We start from the raw sequence: 18768 nt of genomic DNA, 5'->3' as shown, positions 1-18768 counted from the left end.
CGCCGCTCCATTTGCGAAGCGGCGAGGCTCCCCCATTTGCCCCGATGCCGGGCCCCAATACCCGGCGTCGGTGGCGGTGCAATTATGGTGCCAGCACATATGACCCATTTCGGGACGTCTGCCTGCATCGGCTTAGGCGGTGTTGGCTAAGATTAATCCAGTCCGACCGGAATCGTCCGCCGAGCAAAGGTGGCACGGTTCTTGCAGTTATCACCTCAGACATGCCGGGCCAAAACGCTGTTCCACATCGACACCGGCGTGTGAGGTTGGGACAATGATGTCGCGCAAGCTTCTGTTTGGCCTTCCCGCAGTGCTCCTGGTCACGGCCTTGGCGGTAGCCCTCTTGTCGTCCGAGACCTCGTGGGAATTTCTGACTGCGACCCAATCCGATACGGTCTTTTGTTCAAGCGGCTCCTCGACCGTATCGGCGTCGGCTTCAGCATCGCGGACTTTGCCGTCATGTGGATAGCACAGACAAAAATCGGAAATGAACAGCCTCCAGCAGCGGCGTCTTGCAGGGATTGGGTCATCGGATGTTGGGGTTTGATCACACGGTTGGCATTGGCCTTTCGCGAATTCGTTGCACCGCGCTACCGGCCAGAACTCCACTATATGCGCGGCCCCGGGCCGGCCTGCGCGCGCCGCGTGAGGCCACGCTGAAGGCTTCATCCTTCCTGATCTCTCGCGGTTAGCCCGACATTTCGCACCGGTCGAACCAGACGGTCACGTTGAGCTTGGGAAAGTGCGGTTCCTTCGCCTGCCGCCAGACCGTTCGATCTCATATTCCCCTATGCCATCCCGCAAGCGTCCAGCCGCGGCCAGCAATTGCCGAAGTCACGGCTTGCGCGAAGTCCTTCCCTCAAAGATGGCTGAGCAATCGATCTCTTCGTGAAACGGAGCATCAGGATCGAACACCAACCAGGACGCATGAGATCGAAGCTCTCTCAGCCGGGCGTTCTTTTCGAGGCGGGCGGAGCGTTCCACTTCCGCATGGAACGCCAGCGTAGGCTATTCACGAAGAGAACTCATCCGACCCCCACTTGGTGACGTCGCCTATTGAACGCCTCGCTCGGCGTTGCGTTCCTTTGATGCGGGGACGCAACTTCGCAGGAGCCTCACCAGCGTGGGTTTCAATTGGCCGCTGTCCCTGCAGCGCTGCCGATAGAGCGCCGGATAGCCGGCGCTGGATCAAGCCTTGATCGGGTTCAGCTTCAGGTGCTGGACGAGGATGATCGTCTTGGCATCGATGATGCGGCCATCGGCGATGCCGGCCAGCGCCTCGTCGAGCGGTATTTCCAGCACTTCGATGTCCTCGCCCTCGTCCCGCGCGCCGCCGCCGGCCGAGATGCGGTCGGCGGGCGAATAGCGGGCGACGAAGAACCAGAGCCGTTCGGTGACGCTGCCCGGGCTCATATAGGGCGAAAACAGCCGCTCCACGTTCTGCAGCCGGTAGCCCAGTTCTTCCTCGGCCTCCTTGCGGATGCAGGTTTCCGGATCGTTTTCGTCCAACAGGCCGGCGCAGGCCTCGATCAGCGGCTCGCGGTGGCCGGTGACGTAGGCGGGATAGCGGAACTGGCGGACCAGAAGCACGGTCGAACGCGACGGATCGTAGGGCAGGATCACCGCGCCGTCGCCGCGGTCATAGGTCTGGCGGATCTGCGTCTCCCACTGTCCGTCACGCCGGCGGTAGTCGAGGACGGTTTTCTTCAGGACTGCCCAGTCGTCGGAGAGGATTTCCTCCGAACGGATGCGAATGCGATCTTCCATCATGGTCTCCATGCTTATGCATGTCGTTCTCCCAAAACCGGGGCCACTTTTGGGCGACATGCATTGTCGGGTCGAGGCGTAGCCGCGAACCGGCATTTGCGCAATGCAGGCAATCGGTCCCAAATTCACCGTATCGTGTCTGGCGCGCCTTCGATCCGCTACCTAGATAGCGGCTTACCTCCCGGAGCCCCATTTCATGACAACATCGCTTTTCCAGCCGATTACTCTCGACGGCCTCACCTTCCCCAATCGCATCGCGGTCGCGCCGATGTGCCAGTATTCCGCCGAAGACGGCTCGGCCAGCGACTGGCACCTGTATCATTGGATGAACCTTGCCATGTCCGGCGCCGGCATGGTCACGGTCGAGATGACCGATGTCGAGCGGCGCGGGCGTATCACGCATGGCTGTCTCGGCCTTTATTCCGAAGACAATGAGGCGGCCGCCCGCCGCGCGCTGGATGCGGCCAGACGCGTTGCCGCGCCCGGTACGAAGTTCGGCTCGCAGCTTGCCCATGCCGGCCGCAAGGCCTCCAACCGCAAGCCCTGGGAGGGCGGCGGGCCGCTGCAGCCAAACGAGGATCCCTGGCAGACCGTGTCGGCCTCGGCCATCGCCTATGACAGCGGCTGGAACGTGCCGCGCGCGCTGGAGGACGAGGAGATCCTGCAGCTCATCGAACGTTTTGCCGAAGCGGCAAGGCGGGCCGAGCGGGCCGGCTTCGACTTCCTCGAACTGCACGCGGCACACGGCTATCTGATCTTCCAGTTCCTGTCGCCACTGTCCAACCAGCGCACCGACCGCTGGGGCGGCTCGCTGGAAAACCGCATGCGTCTTGCCGTCGAGATCGCCAAGGCGGTGCGGAAAGCAACGCCAAAGCTGATGCTCGGCGCGCGGCTGTCGGTGAAGGACTGGGTCGATGGCGGCTTCGAGGTCGAAGACGCGATCGAAGTGGCGAAAGCACTAAAGGACGTCGGCGTCGCCTATCTCTGCTGCTCGAGCGGCGGCAATTCGCCCTTGCAGAAATTGCCCACCGGCCCCGGCTACCAGGTGCACCTGGCGGAAGCCGTGCGCAAGGGCGCCGGCATTCCGACCCGTGCGGTCGGCCTGATCGACGACCCCAAGCAGGCCGAGGCGATCGTCGCCGAGGGCCGCGCCGACATGGTGGCGCTGGCACGCGCCTTCCTGGCCGATCCGCGCTGGGGATGGCGTGCCGCCGCCACCTTCAGCGAGACAATCCACCCGGCGCCGCAGCTTGCCCGTTCGGTGACGACGATGCAGCACTGGATGAAGGCGGGCTGATCGACCGGTTCTTCCGACCCCGGCGCGGCCCGCAGTTTGGGACAGTTTGCCACGGCTTGGCTTCAATTCTGTTCGCAAACTGTTACGTTGGGTGAGGCTGCGGCGGGCGCGGCCGGGCTTGGAGGAAATCATGTCGTTCAGGGCATTCTTGCCGGTTGCCGCGCTGACAGCCGTGGCCGGACTTTGGATCGGTGCGTCGACGCCGGTCGGCGCGCAATATTGCGAGGGCACCGTGCATGGCTTGTCCGGCCGTTACAATCTGGCGACCGGCAGCGGCTTTCTCGCCGTGCGGACACGGCCGAACTCGTCGTCGCGGATGATCGGACAGCTGTTCAATGGCGATCACACCGAGATCTTCGACCGGCGCGGCAACTGGTATCAGGTCGAAATCGGCGGCAGGACCGGCTGGGCAAATGCACGCTGGCTGCGCAATGATTGCGGCTACTGAGACGCCCGTGCCATGTCACCCAAAAGTGGATCCGGTTTTGGGACAACGACATGCATTAAACAAAAACCTCAGGTGTGTTGAGATTCAGGTGATGCCGGACTGCAAACGGCGCGTTCCTGCGCTTCCGGTGCTCACGTACCCAAAAGTACGCTCCGCTCTGGTTCTCAGAAACCACCGTTTTCGGCTCGGCCTGACCTGAATCTCAACACACCTTACAGCGCGTCACAAACGCGACGCGACTTTTGGGCGCAGGCTGAAGACCATGGTTGCAACCAAATTGGCTGCTTTGCGTTGCGGCCATGATGGACAACAAACCTTTTGAAGTGCCGGTCGTCGTCGAACTTGGCCACGTCGGCAAATATCGCCATATCCGTAGTGCCCAGGAGGCGGCGGAGTGCCTGATGACTGTGTGGCCGCTCAATCGCGGCCCGCGTCATCGTGATGCCCTCGACACTTGCCTCAAAGTGCTGGAAGGTTATCGTTCGACAGCGGATGCGCGCCGGGCGCTGATTGAAGCCGCCAAGGAATCGGAAGTGCTGGTGCCCGACGACAAACTGTCCGACGACCGGCTGCATTGAGCGGACGGACCTTTCAACTGGAGGTTTTCATGGCGAAGCTGACTTACAAGATCGTCGAGCATGACGGCGGCTGGGCCTACATGGTCGGAGCGACCTACTCGGAGACGTTCCCCACGCATCAGGGCGCCTTGCGCGCCGCCGAGATCGCTTCGGCCGAGCAGCAGGTCGCCGGGGCCACGGACGGCATCCAGTACGAGGATTCTGACGGCAAATGGCACGAGGAACTGGCCGACGGCCGGGACCGGCCGCAGACAGAAGTCTCCGACTGATCTTTTATCCAGATTTTAGATGGGCACAGAGGCCGGCCGCGGACGCCTGTAGAGGAGACGCTCGTGGCCAGTTGGGAGCCTGCTGCTGATTATTTCCCGCAGTACTGGTCGTTCACGTTCCCTTGGGCATTCGCATCAGGGCCGGCCGTGGTGGAGGCACAAGGCCCGAGCGGGCCGGGATTGCCCAGGCTGTTCAATCCCGAGCTATCGCCATTGATGCTTCCGGTGGTGCTCAGGTCGACAGCCGAGGAGTCCTCGTTGCCGAACAGCCAGTTGTGGTGGTTGGAATAGGTGCTGTCCGACGACTGCGCCATTGCCGATGTGGCAAGACCGATCGTCAGAACGGATGCTGCGAGAAGTTTCGTAACCATTGAATTACTCCGTGTCTTGGCCGCCTTGGGTGCGACACGGGTAAACCCGGCAATCAGCTGAATGGTTCAGTGAAATTGTCGTGAGGCCGCGGTGATGTCCGGAGAGCGAAGGCTCGGTTGGCGACGCGCTCGATGAAGGCCACGATCTGCTCCGGCGCGACGAATTGCGGCATATGCCCCATTCCCTCGACCACCTCGAAATCGAGCCCCTCGATCCTTGACCTCATCGGCGCGCCCTGGGTGTGAAAACGGGTCACGCGATCGGCATCGCCGAAGAGAATGCCGGCCGGCATGGCGATCTCGCCGTAGCGCCCCTCGATGCGGCCAAGGTCGCGCTCGATCGCCACGACATCGGAGGACATGGCATAGAAATGGGCCGGCCTGAGCCCGAGCCACCCGCCTCCCGCGACCATATAGTCGCCAGGCAGGACCTGCGGCGCGAAGATGAACTCCATTGTCGGCCGCGCATATCTGAGGCTTGTCGGTATCGCCACCGTATAGCTCATGATCCAGCGCCACAGGCGTGACGGAATATAGAGTGAGCCGAACCTTTCGCGCGCACCGGCCTCCATGTGGGTCAATGGCGCGAGGAGTGCGATGCCGGAAATCGCCTCGGGGTGTTCCACGGCCAGGGTCAGCGCGATGGCGCCGCCCAGGGAATGACCGACCACCAGCGGCTTCTCCAGCCCGAGAGCTTCAATGAAGCGCCGCACGATCTCGGCCTGTTCGGGCAGCCGGCCCGTCGCGGCGTTCGCCCGCACGGAATAACCCGCCCCCGGCCGATCGAGCGCGATCAACCGGTAGCCTGGACCAAGCCGTTCGAACAGAGTGTGCCGGAAATGATGGAGTTGGGCGCCGAGCCCGTGCAGGAAGACGATCGGCCGCCCTTCACCCTGGTCGACACAGTGGATGCGATTGCCGTCTATCTCGATGAATTTTCCGACCGGCGGCACCAGCCTTTCGGCCTTGGCCGCGATCCACAGCGTCGCCAGCACCAGACTGGCGATCCCCAGGACCGCCGGCAACAACAGAACGGCAAGCAGCCACGACAGAACCGACAGGAGCATTGTCCACCCGAACCAGAGCCAGCTTGAGCTTAGCCGCATCCGGTGCCGCTGCAATCCAAAACGCGTCGCGCTTGAACGGCGTCGGACGCCGCGCTATCTGAGGCGACCCGTCCTGCCGGAGTCTTCCATGCCCGAAATCGTTACCGCCGCCATGCTCGTCATCGGTGACGAGATTCTGTCCGGCCGCACCAAGGACAAGAACATCGGCCATCTCGCCGACATCATGACGGCGATCGGCATCGACCTGAAGGAAGTGCGCATCGTTCCGGACGAGGAGGACGAGATCGTCGCGGCGGTGAATGCGGTGCGCGCGCGCTACACCTATGTGTTCACCACCGGCGGGATTGGCCCGACGCATGACGACATCACGGCCGATTCCATTTCCAAAGCCTTCGGCGTGCCTTGCGAATACGATGCTAAGGCCTACGCCATGCTGGAGGCAAGCTATGCCACGCGCGGTATCGAATACACCGAGGCCCGCAAACGCATGGCGCGGATGCCACGTGGCGCCGATCTCATCGACAATCCGGTGTCCGTTGCGCCCGGGTTTCGCATCGGCAACGTCCATGTCATGGCCGGCGTACCGTCGATCTTCCAGGCCATGCTCGACAATGTCGTGCCGACGCTGAAGGCCGGCACCAGGATGCTGTCGGCAGCCGTGCACTGCCCATTCGGCGAAGGCCTCATCGGCGGACCGCTGGGCGACATCCAGAAAGCGCATCCGGACACGATCATCGGCTCCTATCCGAAATATGGCGACGGCAAATTCTGGACCGAACTGGTCGTGCGCGCCCGCAGCCAGGAAGCGCTGGACGCCGCTCGGGCGGACGTCGAGGCGATGGTGGCCGGCTTCGCCACCAACCCCGGCTGATCTGGTCCAGACCGGAACAAAGCACGACGCTGGAACGTTTCCCTGGCGCGAGTTCGATCGGCCACAATTCGATCGCTTGTAAACTGAGGGATTACCATGCGATTCAAAACCATCGTCGCCATTCTGCAAAACGAGCAGGACGCCGAGCGGGTGCTGGACTGCGCCGTTCCGCTAGCCAACCGATTCCAGAGCCATTTGATCGGCATCCATGCCGAAACGCTTCCGGTACCCTACACCTCGGCCACCGGCTTTCCCGACACCGAGTTCCTGCAGGTTTCAGCCGATATGAACCGGGAGCGGGCCGAGAAGCTGCAGGCTATTTTTCTTAAGTATATCGAGAATTCCGGGCTGTCCTTCGAGTGGCGCAGCCTGGAGAGCTTTTCGGGCGACAGCGCGCTGACCGGCATTTCCAGCGTACGTGCCGCCGATCTGATCATCGCCGCGCAGCGCGAGACGGGCGGCGACCCGAGCGCGGATGTCGATACGCTGGTCTATGATGCCGGTCGGCCGGTGCTGGTGGTGCCGCATGCTGGCCCGCTGGTCACCACCTTCAAGCATGTGCTGCTCGCCTGGAACGGCAGCAAGGAAGCGGCCCGCGCCGCCTTCGACGCGCTGCCGTTCATCATCGAAGCCGAGAAAACCGACATATTGGTCATTGATCCACCCGACACGCTCGACGAAAGCCCGGAGGCCGCCGGCGCCGATATCGCGTCCGCCCTGTCGCGCCACGGCGCCAACGTCAGCGTCTCGGTGCAGAGGTCGGGCGGCAATTCGATCGATGACATCATCCAGACCAGGATCGCGGAGACCGGCGCCGATCTGCTGGTGCTCGGCGCCTACAGCCACTCGTGGCTGCGCCAGCTGCTGTTTGGCGGCGTAACGCGCACCGTGCTGCGCACGGCGCAGGTAGCAGCCTTCCTGTCGCGGTAAGCCCACAGCGATTGCGGGGCTGGCCCTTGCCAAGGCCAAGGCTTTCCAGTTAATTCCGCGCGCATTCCCCTGTTTTCTTGCACGCGGTCCCCGCGTGCTGCGGAGTGCGCGACATGTCCCTTCCCGAAAAAGCCTTTCCGGTCTCCTGGGACCAGTTCCATCGTGACGCCCGCGCGCTCGCCTGGCGGCTTGCGGGTGCCAACAAGGGGCAATGGAAAGCGATCGTCTGCATCACGCGTGGCGGGCTGGTTCCGGCTGCCATCATCTCGCGCGAACTCGGCATCCGCGTCATCGAGACGGTCTGCGTCGCCTCCTATCACGACTATACCAGCCAGGGGCAGTTGCAGGTTCTCAAGGAGATCACCCCCGCCCTGCTGGCCGACGACGGCGCCGGCGTGCTGATCATCGACGACCTGACCGACACCGGCAAGACGGCGGGCATCGTGCGCGCGATGATGCCGAAGGCGCATTTCGCCACCGTCTACGCCAAGCCGAAAGGCCGGCCGCTGGTCGACACTTTCGTCACCGAGGTCAGCCAGGACACCTGGATCTATTTCCCGTGGGACATGGGCTTCACCTATCAGAAGCCGATCGCCGACGACCACGCCGGCTGATTCGTTTATTCCAATTTGTAGCCGCCGCCGGGGACCATTTGCTTGGGAACCGGCCCCCTTGGGTACGATTTCTTGCGAAATCGACCTTTGTTGGCGGAAATTGGCCAGTCCATCCAAAGTTTTTACTTTTATTGCCGACAATTGGCCGTAAAATTCGTGAGGCGGCAAACGATTCTGGAGGCTGGGGCTAGCTTCTCCGATGTTGACGAGACCAACGACGCACAACCATCTGGCCGAAAGGGTCCGGCGACTCTTCGGCACGGCGCCTTGCCGTCTGCAGGTAGCCGCCCTGCCCTGGCGGGATACCGGGAACGGCGTCGAGGTCATGCTGATCACCAGCCGCGATACCGGCCGCTGGGTGTTGCCCAAGGGCTGGCCGGAAGCCAGGGAGCCGCTCTGCGAGGCCGCGGCGCGCGAGGCCAATGAGGAAGCCGGACTGCGCGGAACGGTATCGCACCTTGAGGCCGGCCGTTATTTCTATGCCAAGGTATTGGCCTCCGGCGAAGAAGTGCCGTGCGAGGTCCTGGTGTTTCCGCTGCACGTCGACAAGATCGCGGATCGCTGGAAGGAAAAACGCGCGCGCACCCGCAAATGGGTCAGCTCCAGCGAAGCGGTGCGCATGGTCAACGAACCCGACCTTTGCCAGATCATCGCCTATTTCTGCGCCGACCCGCATAGATTCCCCTAGCCGCTTGCTTCCCTCGCCGGTCCCGCTTTCTTTCGCGTGTGTCGCCACCGATTCGCAGCCCTGTGATGCGCCGTGAATGGTTTGCTAATCATTCGCGGATAGGAATCGGTCGATCTGGCATGTGATCGATGGCGAACCCAGCAAACCCACTTCAGGAAGAATCCGGCGAGCCCCAGCGCGAGCGTCGTCCGCGCGTGCTCAAGGGTGGAGCGATCATCACCGGGATTCAGAACTCGGAGGTCGGCTGCACGCTGCGCAATCAGCACGAAGGCGGCGCGGAACTGAAGATACCGCTCGAGGCACGCGTTCCCGATCAATTCCTTCTCTATGTGCCGCTCGATGGCATTGCCTATCGGTGCGAGGTTCGCTGGCGCCGCAACGACCGCATCGGGGTGCAGTTCACCGGCACCGAGCCAAAGCCGAAATTGCATTACGGCTGATCCCTCGGGACGCAGCGGTCGTGTTTGCGCGAAGCATGCCGGCGGCAAAACCGCCTGCGCCACAGCTCAAGTCTATCCCCGTTATCCACATATGTGACACACAAGATGTTGGGGTCACAAAAGCTACGCAAACGAATCCTTGACGGCGCAAAACGAGTCGCCTTTTATAGGCCATGCGCTCCTGTTGAGAGCGCGACCGGAAAGTTCTGAGCCCGGTCTTTTTCCCGTATTATGTGCGTTTTTGCCCGCATTTCCGCCTGTTTACGAGGCCGGCGGAAGCGTTGGGGTTGTGGGGCGGTTGGGGACGATAGGGAGAATTGTCGGACTGGAATAAATTGTCTGTTAATACTATATTTAGTGTTTGCAGGTAGGTTCGACGCTAGATAGTGTGAAATTCCCTCAAGTGAGGGAATCGAAAAAAAATCAGTTTTGAGGGACCCGCGGGGTTCGTCGGCGCGTTGGACAGGCACTTCGCAAGGAGTTGACCAGCAGGGCCGGCGGAGACTGCGAAATGGAGAGCCGGCCGTTTTCGAACGCCGGCGGACGGCGGACATGCGCGTTTCGCATTGGGGGCAGAAATCCCCGGGAAAAGCGCTATATATAGACAAAAGGGACCGGACCAATGCGCATCGAGCGTCGTTTCACCAAGCCAGGACAATCAGCCTATGCGGAGATCGAATTCCGCAAGGCGCTTTCGGAGATCAAGAATCCGGATGGCTCGGTGGTGTTCCGCTTGGACAATATCGACGTGCCGGCGCAGTTTTCCCAGGTTGCCGCCGACATCCTGGCGCAGAAGTATTTCCGCAAGGCCGGTGTCCCCGCGCGGCTGAAGAAGATCGAGGAGAACGACGTCCCCTCCTTCCTGTGGCGCTCGGTCGCCGACGAGGCCGAGCTTGCCAGGCTGCCGGAAGCCGAACGCTATGGTTCCGAGATCGACGCCCGCCAGGTCTTCGACCGGCTTGCCGGCACCTGGACCTATTGGGGCTGGAAGGGCGGCTACTTCAAGGCGTCGGAGGAAGACGCGCGCGCCTTCCGTGACGAGCTCGCCTACATGCTGGCCACCCAGCGCGTGGCGCCGAACTCGCCGCAATGGTTCAACACCGGCCTGCACTGGGCCTATGGCATTGACGGCCCGAGCCAGGGCCACTTCTATGTCGACCCGTTCACCGGCAAGCTGACCAAGTCGAAATCCTCCTATGAGCATCCGCAGCCGCATGCCTGCTTCATCCAGGGCGTGCAGGACGACCTCGTCAACGAGGGCGGCATCATGGACCTTTGGGTGCGTGAAGCGCGCCTGTTCAAATACGGCTCCGGCACCGGCTCCAATTTCTCGCTGCTGCGCGGCGAAGGCGAAAAGCTGTCCGGCGGCGGCCGCTCGTCCGGCCTGATGAGCTTCCTCAAGATCGGCGACCGCGCGGCGGGCGCCATCAAGTCGGGCGGCACGACGCGCCGCGCCGCCAAGATGGTCATCGTCGACGCCGACCATCCCGATATCGAGGAATTCATCGACTGGAAGGTCAATGAAGAGCAGAAGGTCGCCTCGCTGGTAACCGGCTCCAAGATCGTCAAGAAGCATCTCGAAGCGATCATGAAGGCCTGCGTCAACTGCGAAGGCCATGACGACGATTGCTTCGACCCGTCGATCAACACCGCGCTGAAGCGCGAGATCAAGGCGGCCAAGAAGTCCGCGGTGCCGGAGAACTACATCTACCGCGTCATCCAGTTCGCCAAGCAGGGCTACACCTCGATGTCGTTCAAGACCTACGACACCGACTGGGATTCGGATGCCTACCTGACCGTTTCGGGCCAGAACTCCAACAATTCGGTGTCGCTGAAAGACAATTTCCTGCGCGCCGTCGAGGACGATGCCGACTGGCACCTCACCGCCCGCAAGGACGGCAAGGTGTTGAAGACGCTGAAGGCGCGCGACCTCTGGGAAAAGATCGGCTACGCCGCCTGGGCTTCGGCTGATCCGGGCCTGCATTTCAACACGACGATGAACGACTGGCACACCTGCGCCTCCGCCGGTGCGATCCGGGCGTCCAACCCGTGCTCGGAATACATGTTCCTTGACGACACGGCCTGCAACCTGGCGTCGATCAACCTTCTGCCCTATCGCAACGCCGACGGCACGATCGACATCGCCGCTTACGAGCACACGGTGCGGCTGTGGACCATCGTGCTCGAAATCTCCGTCATGATGGCGCAGTTCCCGTCGAAGGAAATCGCCAAGCAGTCCTATGAATACCGCACGCTCGGCCTCGGCTACGCCAACATCGGCGGCCTGCTGATGACCTCGGGCATCCCTTATGACTCGGACGAGGGCCGCGCGATCTGCGCCGCTCTCACCGCGATCATGACCGGCACGGCCTATGCCACCTCGGCCGAAATGGCCGCCGAACTCGGCGCCTTCGCCGATTACGACCGCAATGCGCAGAACATGCTGCGCGTCATGCGCAACCATCGCCGTGCCGCCTATGGCGAAAAGCAGGGCTATGAGAAGCTCGCGGTCAACCCGGTGCCGCTGGTCGCTTCCGACCTCAAGCAGCAGGACCTTGCGGTGCACGCCAAGGCCGCCTGGGACCGTGCCATCGAGCTCGGCGAGGAGCATGGCTACCGCAATGCGCAGGCGACCGTGATCGCGCCGACCGGCACGATCGGCCTGGTCATGGATTGCGACACCACCGGCATCGAGCCCGACTTCGCGCTGGTGAAATTCAAGAAGCTGGCCGGCGGCGGCTATTTCAAGATCATCAACCGCGCCGTGCCGGAGGCGCTGCGCACGCTCGGCTACTCCGAAAGCCAGATCGCCGAGATGGAGGCCTACGCAGTCGGCCACGGCAATCTCAACCAGGCGCCGGCAATCAACCCCGGCGCGCTCAAGGCGAAGGGATTCACCGACGACAAGATCGCGGCGCTCAACGCGGCGCTGAAGTCGGCCTTCGACATCAAGTTCGTCTTCAACCAGTGGACGCTCGGCGCCGACTGGGTGAAGGAGACGTTTGGCTTCACCGACGAACAGCTCAACGACTTCTCGTTCGAAATGCTGCCGGCGCTGGGCTTCTCCAGGAAGGACATCGAGGCCGCCAACATCCATGTCTGCGGTGCGATGACCTTGGAAGGTGCGCCCTTCCTCAAGGCCGAACACCTCGCCGTGTTCGACTGCGCCAGCCCGTGCGGCAAGATCGGTAAGCGCTCGCTGTCGATCAACAGCCACATCCAGATGATGGCGGCGGCGCAGCCCTTCATCTCCGGCGCCATCTCCAAGACCATCAACATGCCGAACGATGCGACGGTGGAAGACGCCAAGGGCGCCTACATGCTGTCGTGGAAGCTGGCGCTAAAGGCCAACGCGCTCTATCGCGACGGCTCGAAGCTGTCGCAGCCGCTCAATTCCTCGCTGCTCGCCGATGGCGAGGACGACGAGGACGAGGCGATCGAGCAGCTGATCGCCGCACCGGCGGCGGCGCGCGCGGCACAGATCACCGAGCGGATCGTCGAGCGCATCATCGAGCGCGTGTCGCGCGAGCAGGAAAAGCTGCCCGGCCGCCGCAAGGGTTATACCCAGAAGGCCAAGATCGGTGGCAACACCATCTTCCTGCGCACCGGCGAATATGACGATGGCCGTCTCGGCGAGATCTTCATCGACATGAACAAGGAAGGCGCGACCCTGCGTGGCCTTCTCAACAACTTCGCCATCGCCATCTCGCTCGGCCTGCAGTATGGCGTGCCGCTCGACGAATATGTGCACGCCTTCACCTTCACCAAGTTCGAGCCGGCCGGCATGGTGCAAGGCAACGATGCCATCAAGAGCGCGACGTCGATCCTCGACTACGTGTTCCGCGAGCTTGCCATCTCCTATCTCGGCCGCAACGACCTCGCCCATGTCGACCAGTCGGACTTTTCCAACACTGCACTTGGCCGCGGCATCAGCGAAGGCAAGACCGACGCCGTCTCCAAGGGCCTGACCCGTGGCGCCTCGCCGGTGAAGCTGGTGTCGCGGGTGAGCGGCAACGATCCGAAGGGCTTTGCCGGTGGTTCCGCCGGAACCCCTGCCCGCTCGGCACCGACTGCTTTCTCCGGCTCCAACGTGCTGGCGCTGAAACCGGCCAGCGACGAAGCGGTCGCCTACAAGCGCGACTATGAAGAGCGGGCGAAGGAATTGGCCGAGGACATCGCCTTCGAGGAAGCGGCCGGCGCTGCCTCCGACACCACGGCGGCGCTGTTCACCGACGCGGCGGCCAACGAAGCGGCCGAAGCAAAGAAACTCGCCGCCGACCGCCGCGCCAAGTCGCTGCTGCAAGGCTACACCGGCAATTCCTGCTCCGAGTGCCAGAATTTCACCATGGTGCGGAATGGGACGTGTGAGAAGTGCGACACGTGCGGCGCTACGAGCGGGTGCAGCTGAGAACTGATGCCGCCTGGTGCCACACCCAAAGTTGGGTACCTGAAAGCCAATGTTGTGTACTTGGAGCGGCTCGACGGCCGCTCTTCAGATCGCTGGAAAGGTGAGAAGGAACGGATTGCGCGACAAGTGTGCCATCTGTGGGGGGACAAACGCTAGGTAATCCCAATCAGTAGGGAGGGACCTGATGCAAAGCGACCCATAACTTTCCTTTTTTGGGCGCCAATTATCCCCTGACGCGTCACTGAATCTCGCTCAACGTCAAGATAGATCGTTCATTCGACACACGAAGTCTGCTCACCTCCGGCGGTAAGCCGAAAAACACCATCTCCCGGGCGCTTTTCGCGCCCGGGAATGCCAACGGGAACAAATCAGGAATTGAACGCATTCCGAGCGAATTAAAACGCTGCACAATCAACCGGATTGATTTTCGTCGCTGCGCGGCGTCCCGGTGTGAACTCACTTAATTTCATTGCGAAGTAGCTGGGCGATCCCAAGCGCCCTTGTCGATAGGAGTAGGTATGTCGAACAACTGGAAATACGATCGCGCCAAGGACGCGATCGACGCCCGCATCAAGGAAGTCCAGTCCGTCACCGTGGTGGACTACAAGCGGGACACCTCGCTGACATCGATACCGACAAACAAGGCCTACCGCATGGATGCGGTTCACCTTTACGTCGACATCCTGAACCTGCGGGATATGTTGGAAAGCACGCAGTCCGAAGGCGAGACCTGCCATAAGCGAACGCTGCGCTTCCTCAATCTGCATTATCGGGCCGTTCATCGCATCCTGGCCGCATCCGATGCAATTCGCGTAGACTTCCACAACCAGCGGCTTCACGCCGTCGTCGCCAAGCCTTATGGGGACGACGCGGAAGGAGATCGCGTCAACCGTGCTATCGCCATCGCGCGGCTGATCAGCGATGTCCTGCTCGAGACAGGCGATGACGACGAGAACATTCCGGCTGCGGCGGTTCGGATTGGCATCGACAGCGGCCGGGCGCTGGTCGTCAACAACGGCCGGAACGGCAACCGCGAACCGCTGTTTCTGGGTCGCCCCGCCAACATGGCAGCGAAGATCGCATCCAACGGGAGCGACATCGGCATATATCTGAGCAACGAGGCGAGGAAGGCAATCGGGCTCGAGGAGCTTGACGATGAAGACGTCCCGCTCACCGAGGCCGAGATCGAGGATTGCCAGAACGCCGCCAAACTTGGACTGAGCAAGGACTCCGTGGTGTCCGACTGGCGTGCTGACAACAAGAATAACCCGATCGGCGCCTTTGTGTTCAGCCGAGCGACTCCTCCTTTGCGCGACCTTGATATCTCGGTCCTTACGCCTGGAAACTCGAGGCGGATGGACACGGTTTCAGTCTACGCCGATGTCGACAACTTCACGGCATACGTCGACGCTCATATCGATGACGATCCAGAAGACGTCGTCCGCTGTCTCCACGTCATCCGTTCGGAACTCGACCGTGTTCTTTCCTCCGATTTCTCGGGGCGGCGTATTCGCTTCATCGGCGATTGCATCCACGGCCACGTGATGGAGGGAACAGCCTACCAGACGTACACCGAGGATACGGTGTCTACCTCGGCCCTGTGTGCCGGAGGATTGCGCAGCAGTTTCGATCTAGCGCTCGAAAGGCTTGGAGCGAATGACGTGGACACCGACGATCTCGGGCTAGCCATAGGCTTTGAATTCGGCCCGACGGCGATTACCCGACTTGGCATGCAGGGCGAGCGTGTCCGTTGCTCCACGGGTCGCGCCGTCCTAGATTCAGAAGCCGAGCAGAAGCGCTGCAGTGGCGAGCAAACCGCGATTGGGAAGGCGGCGTATGATGCTGGTCCGGAGTCTGTACGGACACTCTTCGGGACATCGCGTCGAAAATCCGGACTGACTTATGACGTAGTGCTTGAGGCGCTCACGGCCGAAGGCGACAAGGTGGCCAAAGCAGCGCATGCCGCCGCTTATGCCGCGAAGAGCCCGGCCATTGCCAGGGCTGCCGAGGAACCGTTCCGCCCACACTCGGAGGGGCGATGACGGCAATGTCGGCCCTCGCCCTCCTGGCCGAGACTGCACGCGACAACCACTCGGATCTGGTGAGCTGGAAAGACAATGTGGCGATCTTTGCCGTTCAGCCAGTCAACGCGTCCGGTGCACCCGCAACGCGGTTTCTCATCACGGTGGCTGATACCGGAGACAAGATAGTTGCGAAGGAGGCAAAAACCGAACACCTCCCCTCCTTCTGCCCGGAGCGCCACATCAACTTTGACGGTACGTTCTGTCTCTATTGGGCGGAGGCAGAACCGCTTGAAATCACCGACGCGGAAGCCGCCAGGCGATGGTGGGGAAAGCTGCTCATTTTCCTTCTGAGGCAACGCACCGCGGCAGCGCTTTGCAGCTGGCCCGGAAAAGGCGAGGCACGTGCTCACGGACCCGAAGCTGCAAGGTACCAGGCGGCGGCTGAAGCGAGCGCCATAAGGATCGGCGGGGCTTTCGAGAAGGCATTGAAGGAAGGGCGTCTTACGACATTGCGAAGGAGGCATGGCGGCCACGATCGATTGCGGCTTCTGCTCGACGGCAGGAGGTTGCTTACAGTCGACGTGGAGACCGGCCAAGTGATGACCCGACGCCAGAGGTGCCAGTGTGACCGAGGAAGCGGATTGCCGCTGGCGGCATGCTCCGACCATGCGCAGATGTGTGCCGACCTCGCGGCGGCGCTTGAAGGCTGGCGTTTAGCCGAGGCGAAATTTTTCGACAGCTTCAAGGATTCTTCCCTGAAGTGCTGCGGAACGATGGACGAGTGCCCTCTTCGGGACCTTGTCGACACCGAACTGTCAATAGCCGCATAGGAATTGCGATGGCCAAGAACGACCAGCAGGAAAGCTATGAAAAGGCCTTGGCTGCCAATCACAGTCGAATGATGGACCTCGTGAAATTCGCGGAAGCGAAGAACGCCGCGCTGCTCACGTTTTGCTCCGTTTGGATGGCAACCATCATCGGAATCCTTCGCTCCACGGATGAGCCTCCAATGGGCTACCGAACTGCCTTCCTGGTGGCGCTACCGCTGCTGGCCGTGGCAGCGGTGGTGACGCTCACGTCCTTCCTTCCAAAATTGCTGCACCATCTTCGCCATGAACGTGAGGAAACTAGCAACCTTCTTTACTTCGGTCACATCGCATCCCTGGAAATCGACGATTTCGGTCCAGCTTCCAAACAGCGGTACTACCCTGTAGAAGGCCAATCCTTCTCTGACGAATATCTGGATGACCTCGCAGTCCAAGTGGCCGTGCAGGCACGCATCGCCAATCGCAAATTCAAGACCTTCAACGCAGCTGGCCGCTTGGTCCTGGCTTCGTTTGTCTGCATGGCAGCCCCGCCGGTTGTCTGGGCTGTCCAGGTCGTGTGGGAAGCCGGCCAGAACTGGGTGTCAGCTCTCCATTAGGCTGACGCGCTCCCGCCTGCATGTGATCGCCAAGAGATCGTTCCGGGGAACGCATTCCCGGCCTTCTGCCCAGAGCGCCACTTAAACGAAGATAGTTCGTTCTGCCTGGCTACTGGGGCGGGTTTGGGATTGTCAGTCGCGCAACCAGGCGATCGTGTCGTGGGGGCTTCTGGAGCAGTATTAGCTTCTCCAAAAGGGTCTCGGGAAGGACACGCCGTTGGTCCGCGAGGCAGGCGATCACCCACGGCGATGTCGGTCCGCATCAAGTTGCTGCCTTGAATGCCGCCAAAGCACTCGGGCCGAAGAAGCCTATTACGAGATGCTGGAGGGCGAGCAAAAATGGTTCGCCGGACGCTTCCCTCGGTTGAGCAAATAAAGGCGATCGACTTCTCAATGGACGTTTGCCCTACCTGATGGGCTGCACGAAGAGGGGCGCCCAATCCTGCGGGTCGAATGCTGCCGAAGTGACGACCCTGCTTCGCGAAGAACGCCTGAGGCGGAAAAGACAAACGACTTTTGGAAAGACTGTGCTGGAACCTCACGCCGGCCTGAGGCGCTATGTGCGAATGTCATCTCGTCAAATAGCGGCTATCGTTTGCGGCTTCGACTGGACGCCACCGCAACGCCCGCGCATTCGGCGTAGCCAAGTCGCGCCTTGTCACGGAAGCTGGTCCGGTTCAGTCCGCTCACTTTAATCTTCGCAGGGCTATGCCAGGACCGTGATCCGCCGTCGACGATAGGAACACCACACCCTCTTTTTCGAGCGCCGTTCGAACCCTATCCACTACGTCGAACGCAACCCCTTTCCCTCCACCTTCGATCCTGACGATCGTTTGACGCCCCACGCCGGCGAGTTCGGCCAGGTCTTCCTGGCTGAGCTCAAGCAGCGCCCGCGCTACTCGCATCATCCGGATGGTATCGGCAAAGGACTCCATTGGTCAACGAAGCGACCGCTGGTCCTCGTTGTCAACAATTGGCGCATATTGATACAGATAGTATATGAAAGGATTCGAATCAGGTACAAATTGACCATTCGCTGAGCCATGGCATCATTTAATCCCCCTAAACCGCATGGTGATTCGGGGACCGCAGGAAAGCGCCTTGGAGGCGAGCAGAAGATAACGGGCAGCAAATACAGCCGGCTACCAGCGACGCGAAAGAGAGACGCCATGTTGCGCTTCGGACCAAACATTGATCTCGATCTAACAGCTTTCGGCGAGGAGAGGGTCCGGCTTGATGCTCTAGTCGCCGACCTTTGGTACGTCAGTCTCAACAAGCGCCCGGCATCGAGCTCCACGCATGACGCGCCGATTCTGGAGGAATGGCGTTTGGCGCTACGCCCGACCCTTTGCCTCGTCGGGTTGGCCACTGGGCATCCAAAGCTTCCGGGCCACCAGCGGGCGATTGTAACGTCTGGCTTGTCGATGTTCTCTGAGCAGCTCGGTTTGGGTAGGACTGAATCGCGGTGGTACCAACTGGGAAAACCGGCTGGTGATGTCCCCGAGCATTCGTGACATGGCTGCCCCCTCCTCCACTCTTCCAAACGCATTTCATCCGACATTCGATTGGGCCG

19 protein-coding genes are annotated in these 18768 nt (G+C 61.5%); 15 read left to right on the top strand and 4 right to left on the bottom strand.

Features of this window, described 5'->3' with window-relative positions; translation table 11 throughout:
- Nucleotides 1-1188: 1188 nt before the first annotated feature.
- Nucleotides 1189-1767, bottom strand: a complete 579-nt coding sequence (locus ACFSQT_RS11925; protein ID WP_379018704.1) for an NUDIX domain-containing protein — start codon at nucleotides 1765-1767, stop codon at nucleotides 1189-1191.
- 196 nt (nucleotides 1768-1963) lie between these two features.
- Between ACFSQT_RS11925 and ACFSQT_RS11920 the strand changes: the two genes are divergently transcribed.
- The 4 genes from ACFSQT_RS11920 (at nucleotide 1964) to ACFSQT_RS11905 (ending at nucleotide 4359) form a co-directional block, all read left to right on the top strand.
- Nucleotides 1964-3064, top strand: a complete 1101-nt coding sequence (locus ACFSQT_RS11920) for an NADH:flavin oxidoreductase/NADH oxidase (protein ID WP_379018702.1) — start codon at nucleotides 1964-1966, stop codon at nucleotides 3062-3064.
- 130 nt (nucleotides 3065-3194) lie between these two features.
- Complete coding sequence (locus tag ACFSQT_RS11915) at nucleotides 3195-3512, top strand: SH3 domain-containing protein (RefSeq protein WP_379018700.1); 318 nt, start codon at nucleotides 3195-3197, stop codon at nucleotides 3510-3512.
- 299 nt (nucleotides 3513-3811) lie between these two features.
- Nucleotides 3812-4090, top strand: coding sequence for a DUF982 domain-containing protein (locus ACFSQT_RS11910; protein WP_379018698.1), 279 nt, complete (start codon nucleotides 3812-3814; stop codon nucleotides 4088-4090).
- Nucleotides 4091-4119: 29 nt separating this feature from the next.
- Nucleotides 4120-4359, top strand: a complete 240-nt coding sequence (locus ACFSQT_RS11905) for a hypothetical protein (protein ID WP_379018696.1) — start codon at nucleotides 4120-4122, stop codon at nucleotides 4357-4359.
- Between the two features lie 89 nt (nucleotides 4360-4448).
- Here ACFSQT_RS11905 and ACFSQT_RS11900 read toward each other — a convergent pair whose 3' ends face one another.
- Complete coding sequence (locus ACFSQT_RS11900; protein ID WP_379018694.1) at nucleotides 4449-4730, bottom strand: hypothetical protein; 282 nt, start codon at nucleotides 4728-4730, stop codon at nucleotides 4449-4451.
- A 53-nt stretch (nucleotides 4731-4783) separates the two neighbouring features.
- Nucleotides 4784-5797 carry an alpha/beta fold hydrolase gene (locus ACFSQT_RS11895; protein WP_379018692.1) on the bottom strand — a complete coding sequence of 338 codons (1014 nt, stop codon included), beginning with the start codon at nucleotides 5795-5797 and terminating at the stop codon, nucleotides 4784-4786.
- A gap of 127 nt (nucleotides 5798-5924) precedes the next feature.
- On the opposite strand from ACFSQT_RS11895, the gene ACFSQT_RS11890 reads away from it, so the two are divergent.
- From ACFSQT_RS11890 to ACFSQT_RS11845, 10 genes are all read left to right on the top strand, one after another.
- Nucleotides 5925-6668: a competence/damage-inducible protein A gene (locus ACFSQT_RS11890; protein WP_379018690.1), complete on the top strand. Its 744-nt coding sequence runs from the start codon at nucleotides 5925-5927 to the stop codon at nucleotides 6666-6668.
- 96 nt (nucleotides 6669-6764) lie between these two features.
- The gene (locus ACFSQT_RS11885; protein WP_379018688.1) at nucleotides 6765-7598 is read left to right on the top strand and encodes a universal stress protein; all 834 of its coding nucleotides are present in this window, start codon (nucleotides 6765-6767) and stop codon (nucleotides 7596-7598) included.
- Between the two features lie 113 nt (nucleotides 7599-7711).
- Nucleotides 7712-8212: a xanthine phosphoribosyltransferase gene (gene gpt, locus ACFSQT_RS11880; RefSeq protein WP_006200882.1), complete on the top strand. Its 501-nt coding sequence runs from the start codon at nucleotides 7712-7714 to the stop codon at nucleotides 8210-8212.
- 199 nt (nucleotides 8213-8411) lie between these two features.
- Nucleotides 8412-8900: an NUDIX hydrolase gene (locus ACFSQT_RS11875; RefSeq protein ID WP_379018686.1), complete on the top strand. Its 489-nt coding sequence runs from the start codon at nucleotides 8412-8414 to the stop codon at nucleotides 8898-8900.
- A gap of 128 nt (nucleotides 8901-9028) precedes the next feature.
- Nucleotides 9029-9340, top strand: a complete 312-nt coding sequence (locus tag ACFSQT_RS11870) for a PilZ domain-containing protein (RefSeq protein WP_379018684.1) — start codon at nucleotides 9029-9031, stop codon at nucleotides 9338-9340.
- A gap of 622 nt (nucleotides 9341-9962) precedes the next feature.
- Complete coding sequence (locus ACFSQT_RS11865) at nucleotides 9963-13748, top strand: vitamin B12-dependent ribonucleotide reductase (RefSeq protein WP_379018682.1); 3786 nt, start codon at nucleotides 9963-9965, stop codon at nucleotides 13746-13748.
- Between the two features lie 518 nt (nucleotides 13749-14266).
- Nucleotides 14267-15790: a nucleotidyl cyclase domain-containing protein gene (locus tag ACFSQT_RS11860; protein WP_379018680.1), complete on the top strand. Its 1524-nt coding sequence runs from the start codon at nucleotides 14267-14269 to the stop codon at nucleotides 15788-15790.
- Nucleotides 15787-16602 (top strand): E2 domain-associated cysteine-rich protein, encoded by an 816-nt coding sequence (locus ACFSQT_RS11855; protein WP_379018678.1) that lies wholly within the window; start codon nucleotides 15787-15789, stop codon nucleotides 16600-16602. The genes ACFSQT_RS11860 and ACFSQT_RS11855 overlap by 4 nt, the downstream gene beginning before the upstream one ends.
- A gap of 8 nt (nucleotides 16603-16610) precedes the next feature.
- On the top strand, nucleotides 16611-17195 hold the full coding sequence (locus tag ACFSQT_RS11850; protein WP_379018676.1) for a Pycsar system effector family protein: 585 nt from the start codon (nucleotides 16611-16613) through the stop codon (nucleotides 17193-17195).
- A gap of 36 nt (nucleotides 17196-17231) precedes the next feature.
- Nucleotides 17232-17474: an E2 domain-containing protein gene (locus ACFSQT_RS11845; protein WP_379018773.1), complete on the top strand. Its 243-nt coding sequence runs from the start codon at nucleotides 17232-17234 to the stop codon at nucleotides 17472-17474.
- Between the two features lie 407 nt (nucleotides 17475-17881).
- On the opposite strand, the gene ACFSQT_RS11840 is transcribed toward ACFSQT_RS11845, so the two are convergent.
- On the bottom strand, nucleotides 17882-18130 hold the full coding sequence (locus tag ACFSQT_RS11840) for a helix-turn-helix domain-containing protein (RefSeq protein ID WP_379018674.1): 249 nt from the start codon (nucleotides 18128-18130) through the stop codon (nucleotides 17882-17884).
- 108 nt (nucleotides 18131-18238) lie between these two features.
- Between ACFSQT_RS11840 and ACFSQT_RS11835 the strand changes: the two genes are divergently transcribed.
- Nucleotides 18239-18709 carry a DUF6634 family protein gene (locus tag ACFSQT_RS11835; protein WP_379018672.1) on the top strand — a complete coding sequence of 157 codons (471 nt, stop codon included), beginning with the start codon at nucleotides 18239-18241 and terminating at the stop codon, nucleotides 18707-18709.
- Nucleotides 18710-18768: the final 59 nt, after the last annotated feature.

The sequence above is a fragment of the Mesorhizobium calcicola genome (assembly GCF_042682105.1).
GTDB lineage: Bacteria > Pseudomonadota > Alphaproteobacteria > Rhizobiales > Rhizobiaceae > Mesorhizobium > Mesorhizobium calcicola.
This window is presented reverse-complemented; position numbering and strand designations above follow the sequence as displayed.